This window comes from Phenylobacterium sp., from assembly GCF_035309685.1.
Classification (GTDB): domain Bacteria; phylum Pseudomonadota; class Alphaproteobacteria; order Caulobacterales; family Caulobacteraceae; genus Phenylobacterium.
On sequence record NZ_DATGEX010000052.1, the window covers coordinates 79,722 to 90,057 of the forward strand.

General features: G+C 69.4%; 13 protein-coding genes and 1 tRNA gene. 7 read left to right on the forward strand and 7 right to left on the reverse strand.

Features of this window, described 5'->3' with window-relative positions:
• Positions 1-16 precede the first annotated feature (16 nt).
• Positions 17-1,060, forward strand: a complete 1,044-nt coding sequence (locus VKQ35_RS16815; RefSeq protein WP_324363676.1) for a serine hydrolase domain-containing protein — start codon at positions 17-19, stop codon at positions 1,058-1,060.
• A gap of 17 nt (positions 1,061-1,077) precedes the next feature.
• Here VKQ35_RS16815 and VKQ35_RS16820 read toward each other — a convergent pair whose 3' ends face one another.
• Positions 1,078-1,344, reverse strand: coding sequence for a glycine zipper domain-containing protein (locus tag VKQ35_RS16820; RefSeq protein ID WP_324363677.1), 267 nt, complete (start codon positions 1,342-1,344; stop codon positions 1,078-1,080).
• 82 nt (positions 1,345-1,426) lie between these two features.
• Entirely contained in the window at positions 1,427-1,756 is a 330-nt protein-coding gene (locus VKQ35_RS16825) for a hypothetical protein (RefSeq protein WP_324363678.1), read from the reverse strand.
• 161 nt (positions 1,757-1,917) lie between these two features.
• On the opposite strand from VKQ35_RS16825, the gene VKQ35_RS16830 reads away from it, so the two are divergent.
• Positions 1,918-2,736: an alpha/beta hydrolase gene (locus VKQ35_RS16830; protein WP_324363680.1), complete on the forward strand. Its 819-nt coding sequence runs from the start codon at positions 1,918-1,920 to the stop codon at positions 2,734-2,736.
• Positions 2,737-2,862: 126 nt separating this feature from the next.
• Entirely contained in the window at positions 2,863-3,570 is a 708-nt protein-coding gene (locus VKQ35_RS16835) for an SDR family oxidoreductase (RefSeq protein WP_324363682.1), read from the forward strand.
• 13 nt (positions 3,571-3,583) lie between these two features.
• Here the strand turns inward: VKQ35_RS16835 and VKQ35_RS16840 are convergent, their stop codons facing one another.
• The 3 genes from VKQ35_RS16840 to VKQ35_RS16850 all read right to left on the reverse strand — a co-directional run bounded on the left by VKQ35_RS16840 (position 3,584) and on the right by VKQ35_RS16850 (position 6,012).
• Positions 3,584-4,117, reverse strand: a complete 534-nt coding sequence (locus tag VKQ35_RS16840; RefSeq protein WP_324363684.1) for a hypothetical protein — start codon at positions 4,115-4,117, stop codon at positions 3,584-3,586.
• Positions 4,118-4,395: 278 nt separating this feature from the next.
• A complete protein-coding gene (locus VKQ35_RS16845) occupies positions 4,396-5,394 on the reverse strand; it encodes a mitochondrial fission ELM1 family protein (RefSeq protein ID WP_324363686.1) in 999 nt (332 codons plus the stop codon).
• A complete protein-coding gene (locus VKQ35_RS16850) occupies positions 5,395-6,012 on the reverse strand; it encodes a 2OG-Fe(II) oxygenase (protein ID WP_324363688.1) in 618 nt (205 codons plus the stop codon). It lies immediately after the preceding gene.
• Between the two features lie 146 nt (positions 6,013-6,158).
• Here VKQ35_RS16850 and VKQ35_RS16855 point away from each other — a divergent pair, with 146 nt between their 5' ends.
• Positions 6,159-6,821: a fused DSP-PTPase phosphatase/NAD kinase-like protein gene (locus VKQ35_RS16855; RefSeq protein ID WP_414692360.1), complete on the forward strand. Its 663-nt coding sequence runs from the start codon at positions 6,159-6,161 to the stop codon at positions 6,819-6,821.
• Between the two features lie 176 nt (positions 6,822-6,997).
• Here the strand turns inward: VKQ35_RS16855 and VKQ35_RS16860 are convergent.
• Together VKQ35_RS16860 and VKQ35_RS16865 are read right to left on the reverse strand one after the other, a co-directional pair.
• Positions 6,998-7,073: transfer RNA gene (locus tag VKQ35_RS16860), tRNA-Ala, on the reverse strand.
• A gap of 107 nt (positions 7,074-7,180) precedes the next feature.
• The gene (locus VKQ35_RS16865; RefSeq protein WP_324363692.1) at positions 7,181-7,648 is read right to left on the reverse strand and encodes a TIGR02300 family protein; all 468 of its coding nucleotides are present in this window, start codon (positions 7,646-7,648) and stop codon (positions 7,181-7,183) included.
• A gap of 132 nt (positions 7,649-7,780) precedes the next feature.
• Between VKQ35_RS16865 and aroA the strand changes: the two genes are divergently transcribed.
• The 3 genes from aroA to VKQ35_RS16880 all read left to right on the forward strand — a co-directional run.
• Positions 7,781-9,106: a 3-phosphoshikimate 1-carboxyvinyltransferase gene (gene aroA / locus VKQ35_RS16870; RefSeq protein WP_324363694.1), complete on the forward strand. Its 1,326-nt coding sequence runs from the start codon at positions 7,781-7,783 to the stop codon at positions 9,104-9,106.
• Positions 9,103-9,777 (forward strand): (d)CMP kinase, encoded by a 675-nt coding sequence (gene cmk / locus VKQ35_RS16875; RefSeq protein WP_324363696.1) that lies wholly within the window; start codon positions 9,103-9,105, stop codon positions 9,775-9,777. The genes aroA and cmk overlap by 4 nt, the downstream gene beginning before the upstream one ends.
• A gap of 163 nt (positions 9,778-9,940) precedes the next feature.
• The coding region (locus VKQ35_RS16880) for a S1 RNA-binding domain-containing protein (RefSeq protein WP_324363697.1) at positions 9,941-10,336 on the forward strand (396 nt) is incomplete at its 3' end.

Here is a 10,336-nt window from a genome sequence, read left to right on the forward strand (position 1 = left end):
TCGTCAGGAGGCCTGGATGCGCGCGCAACCTTCCCGCAGAGCGGTCATCGGAGGCGCGGGCGCGCTGGCGGCCTTTGGCGGCGTCCTCGCCCGACCGCTGGCCGCCGCCGCCCAATCGGGCGCCATGCAGGCCGTGCTCGACTATGTGCAGAGCCAGAAGACCACCGGCTTCCTGATCGTCCGCGACCGCAAGACCCTCGTCGAAAAGAACTGGCCGCTTCCCGCCACGGCCGAGGCCGACAAGTTCCGGGCCGACTTCACCTACGGAACCGCCCGCGACGGCGCCCTGCTGGAAGACGTCGCCTCGCAGCAGAAGAGCTTCGTCTCGGTCCTCCTGGGCGTGGCCATCGACAAGGGCCTGCTGGATGTCACCCGGCCCGTCAGCGCCTACATCGGACCCGGCTGGTCGAAGGCCTCGCCCGACCAGGAGGCCGCGATCCGGGTCATCGACGTCATGACCATGAGCTCGGGCCTGACCGAAGGCTTCGCCTATCAGGCCCCGGCCGGCACGATGTTCTTCTACAACACGCCGGTCTATGCGGTGACCAAGCGCGTCGTCGCCGCCTGCGCGAAACAGCCGCTGGAGACCCTGACCCGCGGCTGGCTGACCGAGCCCGCCGGCATGGCCGAGACCGCCTGGCGCCAGCGGCCCGCCGCCTTCGCCAACGTCGGCAACCCCACGGGCCTGGTCACCACGCCCAGAGACACCGCCAGGTTCGGCCAGGTCGTGCTGGACGGCGGCAAGGCCGCCGACGGCAAGCGGATCGTCTCCGAGGCGTCGCTGAAGGCGATGTTCGCCCGCTCGGCGACCAACCCGGCCTATGGCCGCTTCTGGTGGCTGAACGGCAGCGACTACACCGCGCGCCCCGGCGGCGCCCGCACCCCCGGCCCGCTGATCCCCGCCGCGCCCTCAGACCTGGTGGCGGCGCTGGGCGCCATGGACCGCAAGCTGCACGTCGTCCCCAGCCAGAAGCTGATCGTCGTCCGCATGGGCCAGGCGACCCCGGACCGCGACTTCGACCAGCAACTCTGGCTGCGGCTCGGCAAGGCGCTGGCGTAGCGCCTTCGCCTCCGGCCTTAGGGCTGTTTCTCGGCCGCCGGCGCCGGGTGCGCCCTATGCTTCCGGTGATGCGCCGTTTTCTTGTCGATGGTCTTGTGGCCGATCGTGGCGCCGGCGACGCCGCCCACGACCGCGCCCACCGGACCGCCGACCACGGCCCCGGTCGCAGCCCCGGCCACCGCGCCGCCGGCCGTGCCGGCGTTCTTCGGCGGCGGTTTGTCCTGTGCGAACGCCGCGCCCGCGACCGCGGCGGCGATCAGGCTCGTAAGGATGAGATGCTTCATGAGAGGTCCTCCCGTCAGTCCCCGACTGCAACGCAAAGCGCTCAAGCTCGGCTGTTGTTCCGCCGGACCCCTGCTCGCCGCCTCACCCCCCGTCGGCGTCCACCACGATGGTGACGGTCTTGCCGCGCGACAGCGGCTCCCAACCGGCCCCGAAGGCGGACGCGATGGCCTTCGCCACCAGGGCAGGCGCGATCTGCGAGGCCTTCAGCTGCGGCGCGCCGTACCGCGGCTGCGGCCCCGGCGGAAACTCCAGCACCACCTCGCGCTGCCCTTCCTTGTGGCGCACGGCGATCGCCATGCCGCGCCAGCCGGCGGTGTCGCTGGACCAGGCGGGCTGGCGCTGCAGCCGCCAGACATAGGGCTCGCCCTCGACCACGATCTCGAATTCGTCGCGTTGCTTGCTTCCGGCCATGCGAGGGGAGTTAGCCCGCCCGGCGGTTCCAGGCCACCCCTGCCCGCGCCGCTTCGGACCCGTTGCCGACCTTCGCCAATTGCGGTTACGTGGAACCGATCAGCGCACCGGGGATGGCGATGAGCATGCGGGCGATTGGCGCGGCGGTTGTCGGAGGGGCGGTGGCCGCGACAGTCTGGGGGGCGGCCTGGGCGGCGGGGCCGCCGGATTTCGGCGTCAATGACTTCATGGCGCACAAGGAGGCGTTCGGCTTTCACGGCGGCCAGTCGGCGACGCTGAACGGCGCCGCCATCTACTACGAAACCTATGGAGCGGGCCCGCCGGTGCTCGTGCTGCACGGCGGCACGGCCTTCATCGAGACCATGCACTACCAGATCGAGGCGCTGGCCAAGGATCGCCTGGTGATCGCCCCCGACAGCCGGGGGCATGGGCGCTCCGGAGACGGGCCGGGGCCGCTGCACTACCATCAGATGGGCGAGGACATGGTGGCGCTCATGGATCGGCTGCACGTCGCCCGCGCCGACGTCGTCGGCTGGAGCGACGGCGGCGTCATTGGCCTCGACCTCGCCATCCACCATCCGGACCGGGTGCGGCGCCTGGTGCTGATGGGCGCCAACTACGATGTCGCCGGCCTCAGCGGCGATGGCGCCCAGCCCGCCGCCGACGCCCCCGCCGTCGCGATCCAGCGCGACATGTACCGGCGGCTGTCGCCCACGCCCGACCAGTGGCCGGTCTTCTACGGCAAGGTCGTGCAGATGTGGCGGACCGAGCCGCACGACACGCCCGCCGAACTGGCGCGAATCCGCGCCCCGGTGCTGGTGATCGCCGGCGAGCACGACGCCATCCGCCGCGAGCACACCGACGCCCTGGCCAAGACCATTCCGAACGCCAAGGAAGTGATCATCCCCGCGGCCACGCACTTTGCGCCGCTCACCCACCCGCAAGCCGTGGACGCCGCGATCCTCGCCTTCCTGAACTGATCAGCGCCCCTGCCGCCCCGCTGCGGCCCGAGCCCAGGGGGGTAGCGCCGATACCGGTATAGACTTCCGCCTTTTTCCCGCTCGCCGTCCGGACTACCTCTCCCCGTTCGCACAGGGAGTCGGGTCATGGCGAAGCTGGACGGGGCCAAGGTGGTGGTGATCGGCGGCGCCTCGGGCGTCGGCTTCGCCGTGGCGGCGGCGGCGATGGAGGCCGGCGCCGAAGTCATCGTCGGCTCCAGCCAGGCCCCACGGATCGAAGCGGCGGCTGCGAAGCTCGGCGCCAAGGGCCTGACCGTGGATGTGAAGGACGAGGCCTCGGTCGCCGCCTTCTTCGAGGCGGCGGGCCCGTTCGACCATCTGGTCTTCACCGCCGGCGACTGGGGCCACATGCTGGGCGCGACCCGCGACCTCGATATCGAGGCCAGCAAGGCCCGGATCGAAGTCCGCTTCTGGGGCGCGGCCCGCGCCGCGAAATACGCCATCCGCCAGATCGCCAGGGAGGGCTCGATCACCCTCACCGGCGGCATGCTGGCCCACCGGCCAAGGCCCGGCGCGCCGCTCACGACGGCGTCGGCCCACACCACCGAGGGCCTGGCCATGGGCCTGGCGCGCGACCTGGCGCCTGTCCGGGTCAATGCGGTCTGTCTGGGCCTGATCACCAGCGAGCAGGTGCAGGCCTGGGGCGAGGACATGATCAAGGGCTTCACCGCCAACCTGCCCCTGCCGCGCGCCGGATCGGTCGAGGAGGCCGCCGAGGCCTACCTCTATCTGATGCGCGCAACCTACGTGACGGGCCAGGTCGTCCGCGTCGACGGCGGCGGCAGCCTGGTCTGAGCGCGTTCCTGCGTCACGCCCCCGCCAGCAGCACCTCCCGGGCCGAGCGGGTCCGCGCCACATTGTCCGCGCCCGCGGTCAGCGGCGCGCCCAGGATCGCCAGGGCCTCGAACCTCGCCGCATCGTCCGGCGTGAAGGTCTCGCGCACGGTCGCGGTCCAGACCGCCCGGGCGATGGGATAGGCGAACCCCCACCGCGCCGCCGCGCAGGCGCGCGCCAGCGCCTCGTCGCTCAACAGCGAAAGCGCGTGGTTCGCCTGGGCGTCCAGCACGTTCAGCGCCCAGCGGCGCAGGAACGAGGTCAGGATGCTTATGTCCATGGCGTTCACGTCGGGATTGTCGGTGGTCACCTTGACCCAGATGGCCGCGAAATGCGGCGACTCCATCGAGGCCGCCAGCACCATGCCGCGCTCGGTCCGCGCCTGCTGCATCTGCGCCCGCTGGTTGCGCTCGGCCTGCCGCACCTGGATCGCCAGGTAGACGATCGAGACCACGACCGCGGCGGCCGCCACCGTCTGGCTGAGATACGAAACCTGCTCAAGTGTCATGGCGCTCCCCCTGGGCCCGACCCTCTCACGACACCCCCGGGCCCGTCACGCCCCAGGGCGCCCGACTCAAGCCTGCTCCTCTCCCAGGCGCGCAGCGCCATGGGAGAGGCTGGGAGAGGGCGGCGACCGCGAGCAACCGGTCGCCGGCCTTGGCTCAAGGGCCACTGGGTCCAAGGCTAGCACCCGACCAACCGCCCAAGCCGCCCTCTCCCAACCTCTCCCGCGACACTTCGTGTCCGGGAGAGGAGCGAGGCCACCGCCAGTCCCCGCCTTAAACCTCATGCCGGCCAGTCTGCCTTGGGGTCCCCGACCTCAAGCAGCCGTCGCACGGCCTCGACAACGCTCGGTGTGGCGTCGACCGCTGCTCGACGTGGCGGCGCGTGAATCCCATCGAGCGGTCCGACCAGAGACTTGGCGATAAGGTTGTCAACGAAACGCAGGTGACGCGGGCTGCCCGGAAGGTTGAAAACCAGGACCGGCGCCGTCGTCGCGAGCGCCTCCGAAATCATCGAGACGCTGTCGCTGGTGACCACCAGGCGATCCGACTGCGAAAGGATCGTGAGATAGGGATTGGGGGGACCGCTGTCCCAGATCCGAACGGTCTGATCCGACAGATAGCGGCCGCCCAGGACGGCGGTGACGTGGTCCGGGGTTCGCCGCGACGGCGTTACCAACAGGGATCCTCCGATTCGGCTTCGCAGCGCGTCGAGCTGGTCCGCCAGCCGCATCGCATCGTCATAGGTGAACGGCCTGTGGCGCGTCGCGCCGCCCAGCAGGACGCCCGTCCAGGGCCGGGGCAGGCCGACAAAGCGCGGGTCGCTCTGAGACCGAGCCGACGTCAGCACGGCGGGTCGGACGCCATGAAGGGCGGTGTCGATCTGGATGACGTTGGAGCCCTTCAGCTCGTCGTGGGCCATGGCGACCACCAGATCGAAGGCCTTTGGGTAGGTGGGCGGCTGGATGTGCGCCATGACCATCGGCGCCCTATTGCGACGCCGCACCGCCATGGCGACCAACCCGCTGCGACGCCCGCAACTGATCAGGACGTCCGGCCACGGCGGTTCGAGCCGGCCCGCAATCGGTATGACGGCCGGCGGCCCCAACCCGACCAGCGCAGGAATTCCGACCGCCCACAGCCGGCTGACGCGAACGAGTCGGCCTTCCGCATTCGGTGCGAGGGCCGTCGCGAGTCCTCTAGCCTGCTGCACCGTGCCGGCTTCGCCAGTGGTGAGATACCAGACCCGCAGCTTTCGCGTGTCATGGACCGGGGCGTCCACCTAGGCCGCGAACTGCTTGCCGAAGGCTGACAGCCGATGACGCAGGAGGCCGGTGACCGACGCTCGATGGCTCTGCAGGTAGTTGAACTGCAAAGCTCGTCGCTGTCCGATGAAAGGCGAGTGACCATGCCAAGATGTCTCGCTTCGCCGGAACGCCACCATTGACCCAAGGTGCGCGGGAATTTCCACCGGGGCGGTGTCGAAGCCATCCCGATCGGCGAGCAGCCGAAGTTGGCCCTCCGGGCTGGACCACCCCTCATTGAGATAGATCAGCAAGGACAGAACCTTCGACTTGGAGTCGATATGGATGCGCCCGTCGCGCCCCGAGCACTGGCCGCGGAGTGTGATGGAAGCTGGCTTGCCGTTGAGGTCGACGTCAAAAATTCGAGCCATCTCAGCCCTAAAGCGATCCGAGAGAAGATCCTCGATCAGGCCGCTCAATGCGGGCCCCGCCGGGGCGTCGGCGAGGGAATAGGACCCGGGACTGCGTATGGCTGGAAACTCGCCTGGAATTGCTGCGGCGCAAGTGAACGACAGGACCTGCCGAACGGCGATGTGATCGAAGGGATCACGGACCAGTCGCGCGCTCTCGATCGCGCCCCAATCCAAGCCGGGCATGGTGACACTCCCTCTGCACGTCCCCCCGGGCAGCCTCCGTAAACAAGACGACGTGGTATGCGGGTCGCCTCATGGCATTTGGATTACAAATCCGCCGTGGGACTTTGCGCCTGTGTTACAGCCCGGCTCCGGTTGGCGAGGTCGACGTGTCTGGATTTCGTTTGAACACGAAGCGCGGCAGGCTGGCCGCCTACCTCGACTTCATGGTGCGGGACCACGCCTACCTGCGGCTCAGCTTCCAAAACGCGCACTGGGTTTCGGATGAGTTGGTGCGCAGCAACCAACCCTGGCCTCATCAGCTACGCGCGTGGCGCCGCCGGGGCATCCGCACCATCGTCAATCTTCGCGGCGGCTTCGACGCCAGTTTTCACGCGCTGGAGAAGGACGCCTGTGCCGCGCTAGGCCTAACCCTGGTGAACTTCACCATTACGTCCCGCGACGCGCCATCACGCGAACAGATCCTCGCCGCCGCGCACCTGTTCGAGACCGTAGAATATCCGATCCTCATCCACTGCAAGTCAGGGGCGGACCGGGCGAGCTTGATGAGCGCGCTCTATGTCCACTTCCGGCTGGGCGGCGATGTTCCAACGGCAATGCGGCAACTCGACCTGCGGTATCTGCATCTGAAGCACGGCCGCACGGGCGTCCTCGACTACGTCTTCGAGCGATACCTGGAACAAGGCGCTCCGGCAGGCCGCACGTTCCTCGAATGGGTGGAAAGCCCGGCCTACGATCCGGCGGAGATCAAGGCCTCCTATGCCGCTCGACCGCGTCGCTCACTGCTGGCCGACCTCCTGCCGCGAGAGTAGCAAGCGGCCATCCGTCAGACGAGCGGCGCTGCCGGCCCGACGGGTCAGCTCAATGTCCGCTATGGGCCGAAAGCGGACATTGGCTTCTCACCCGAAAGCGGACGCCGCAATGCGCTCAAGGCTCAGAGCCCACCCCCCAAAAGGCGAAGGCCCGCAGCGCTAACTGCGGGCCCTCATGGTGGAGCTAAGCGGAGTCGAACCGCTGACCTCTTGAATGCCATTCAAGCGCTCTACCAGCTGAGCTATAGCCCCAGGTCGTCCGGGTCTTCCTGAGGGCGGGCCCTCAGGAAGGCGCGGAACCTATTCAAACAGTCCGGTGCGATCAACCCTGCTGGTGAGGGTTTTTCGACGCAGACGGCTTACCGGTCGTCTTCCCCCTCGCCCGGCAGGCCCTCGATCTCGGTTTCGTCGAACTCGTCGTCCTCGTCCTCTTCCAGGAACGGCACGTCGGCGTCGTCCTCGACTTCTTCCTCGTCGGTGAATTCGCCGAGGTCCTCGCTGACCGCGGGGGCCGGTTCGGCCTCGTCGTCATCGTCGGCGGCCAGGACCGGATCGTCGATCACCTCGTCCAGTTCCGGGGTGACGACTTCTTCTTCCTCGTCTTCGTCCTCGGACTCGGCGCCGTCCTTCACCTGATCGTCGCGCTCTTCCTCGGCCTCGGGCTCTGGCACGATGGCGCGGGCGCGCGTGCGGCGGTTGCGCACCGCCTCGTCAGGGTCGAACTCGGTGTCGCACTTGGGGCAATGCGCGGGGCGCTTGCTCAGGTCGTAGAATTTCGCTTGGCAGTTGGGGCAGACTTGCTTGGAGCCCAGCTCGGGATTGGCCAAAGGCGGTGGTCCTTTGAGGATGTGTTGGGGGTCGCGATTGCGAGGCGGGCTCCCTTGCCACGCACGGGGGCGGCTGTCAAAAGCAAACCCCCTCGTAAAAGCCCAAGCCTTCAGGAGGCTCGTGTCTATCCAATGACGGCGGCTCAGATGACCGCCACGCGCTCCGGCCCCCTGAAGGGGGTTTTGCGCGCGCCGGGGGACAAATCCATCTCGCACCGCGCGCTCATCCTGGGCGCGCTGGCCAGCGGCGTGACCGAGATCGAGGGCCTGCTGGAAGGGGACGACGTCAAGCGCACGGCCGCGGCCATGGGGGCGTTCGGCGCGCAGGTCGAACGCCTGGGCGAAGGGCGCTGGCGGGTGACGGGGCAGGGCGGCTTTTCCGAGCCGGCCGATGTGGTGGACTGCGGCAACGCCGGCACCGGGGTGCGGCTGATCATGGGCGCGGCGGCCGGCTTTCCGCTCTGCGCCACCTTCACCGGCGACGCCTCGCTGCGCGGCCGGCCGATGATGCGGGTGCTGAAACCGCTCGGCGAAATGGGCGCGCGCTGGATGTGCCGCGCGGGCGGCCGGTTGCCGCTGACGCTGACCGGCGGGGGCCTGCGGCGCATCGCCTACCGCCTGCCCGAGCCCTCGGCCCAGGTGAAGTCGGCGGTGCTGCTGGCCGGGCTCCACGCCGACGGCGGCGCGGAGGTGATCGAGCCGGAAGCCACCCGCGACCACACCGAACGCATGCTGCGGGCCTTCGGCGCGCAGGTCGACGTCCACGAAAAAGGAGCCGAGCGCCGCATCGTCCTGCCGGGCGGCCAGACCCTGACCGGGACCAGCGTCCGGGTGCCGGGCGACCCGTCGTCCGCGGCCTTCCCGCTGGTGGCGGCCCTGATCACCCCGGGCTCGGTGGTCACCGTCGAGGGGATGCTGCTGAACCCGCTGCGCATCGGCCTGCTGGAGACGCTGGGCGACATGGGCGCCGACCTCTCGGTGACCAATGTCCGCGAAGAGGGCGGCGAGACCGTCGCCGACGTCACCGCGCGCCATTCGCAACTGGTGGGCGTGGACGTGCCGCCGGAGCGCGCGCCCTCGATGATCGACGAATATCCCATACTCGCCGTGGCCGCCGCCTTCGCCGACGGGCCGACCGCCATGCGCGGCATCGGCGAGATGCGGGTCAAGGAGAGCGACCGCATCGCCCTGATGGCCTCGGGGCTCGCGGCCTGCGGCGTGGCCGTCGAGGAAGGCCCCGACAGCCTGACGGTCGTCGGCGCGGTGCGGGCGAACCATGGGGTTGCGGGCGGCGCCCGCGTCGCCACCCACGGCGACCACCGCATCGCCATGAGCCACCTGATCCTGGGCCTGGCCTCGGACCGGCCCGTGGCCGTCGACGAACCCGGCATGATCGCCACCAGCTTCCCGGGCTTCTTCGACCTCATGCGCGGCCTGGGCGCGGCGATCGCGGCATGACCCTCCCGGAAGACGCCCCTCTGACCAGCTTCGTGATCGCCGTCGACGGGCCGGCGGCGTCGGGGAAGGGGACCATCGCGACGGGGCTCGGCAAGGCCTTCGACCTGCCGGTGCTGGACACCGGCCTGCTCTACCGCTGCGTCGGCGTCATGATGCAGAAGGCCGGCGCGAACCTCGACAACCACGAGGAAGCCGCGGCGTGCGCCCTCCTGCTCACCGCCGACCAGCTGGACGATCCGGCGCTGCGCACGCGCGCCGCCGGCGAGGCCGCCAGCCGCGTCGCCGTGCATCCGCGGGTGCGCGACGCGCTCATGGAATTCCAGCGCACCTTCGCCCGCCAGGAGGGCGGCGCGGTGCTGGACGGGCGCGACATCGGCACCGTCATCGCCCCCGACGCCCAGGCCAAGCTCTTCGTGACGGCCTCTCCAGAGGTCCGCGCGGAGCGCCGCTGGAAGCAGCTCAAGGCCCAGGGCGAGCGGGTGAGCCTGAAGGACGTGCGGGCCGACATCGCCCGCCGCGACGCCCGCGACGGCGGCCGCGACGCTGCGCCGATGAGGCCCGCGCCCGACGCGGTCTTGCTGGATACCTCCGAAATGACTATAGACCACGCCGCCGATGCGGCCCGCCGCATCGTCGAGGCGGCGCGTGCCAAGTGGATCTCCTCCACCTAGCAAATCCAACACGCCATTCCCTCGCACGGCTGCGGGCAGAATTTCACCAGCGATGCGGGGCCATCCCCCTTCGCCTTCGGTTCAACCCTTAACCCGACGTGGGGCGCCCGTCCGACGGCCTTTGGCCGCGCGGACCCTCCGTCATTCGATACGAAAGAAGACTATGGCTGACGATATGAGCATGAACCCGACGCGCGACGACTTCTCCGCGCTGCTCGACGAGTCCATGGGCGGACGCGACTTCATGGAAGGTCAGGTTGTCCACGGCAAGGTCGTGGCGATCGAGAAGGACATCGCGATCATCGACGTGGGCCTGAAGACCGAAGGCCGCGTCTCGCTGAAGGAATTCGGCGACGAAGAAGGCAAGGACCCGATCAAGGTCGGCGACACCGTCGAGGTGTTCCTCGAGCGCGTCGAGAACGCCATGGGCGAAGCCGTCCTGTCGCGCGACAAGGCCCGCCGCGAGGAAGCCTGGACCCGCCTGGAAGCCGTCTACGAGCGCAACGAGCCGGTCATGGGCGCCATCGTCGGCCGCGTGAAGGGCGGCTTCACCGTCGAC

What these genes read in the sequence shown, in the direction of transcription:
- VKQ35_RS16815 (WP_324363676.1), top strand. Translation starts at nt 17, where the DNA reads ATGCGCGCGCAACCTTCCCGCAGAGCGGTCATCGGAGGCGCGGGCGCG.
- VKQ35_RS16820 (WP_324363677.1), bottom strand. Translation starts at nt 1,344, where the DNA reads ATGAAGCATCTCATCCTTACGAGCCTGATCGCCGCCGCGGTCGCGGGC.
- VKQ35_RS16825 (WP_324363678.1), bottom strand. Translation starts at nt 1,756, where the DNA reads ATGGCCGGAAGCAAGCAACGCGACGAATTCGAGATCGTGGTCGAGGGC.
- VKQ35_RS16835 (WP_324363682.1), top strand. Translation starts at nt 2,863, where the DNA reads ATGGCGAAGCTGGACGGGGCCAAGGTGGTGGTGATCGGCGGCGCCTCG.
- VKQ35_RS16840 (WP_324363684.1), bottom strand. Translation starts at nt 4,117, where the DNA reads ATGACACTTGAGCAGGTTTCGTATCTCAGCCAGACGGTGGCGGCCGCC.
- VKQ35_RS16850 (WP_324363688.1), bottom strand. Translation starts at nt 6,012, where the DNA reads ATGCCCGGCTTGGATTGGGGCGCGATCGAGAGCGCGCGACTGGTCCGT.
- aroA (WP_324363694.1), top strand. Translation starts at nt 7,781, where the DNA reads ATGACGGCGGCTCAGATGACCGCCACGCGCTCCGGCCCCCTGAAGGGG.
- cmk (WP_324363696.1), top strand. Translation starts at nt 9,103, where the DNA reads ATGACCCTCCCGGAAGACGCCCCTCTGACCAGCTTCGTGATCGCCGTC.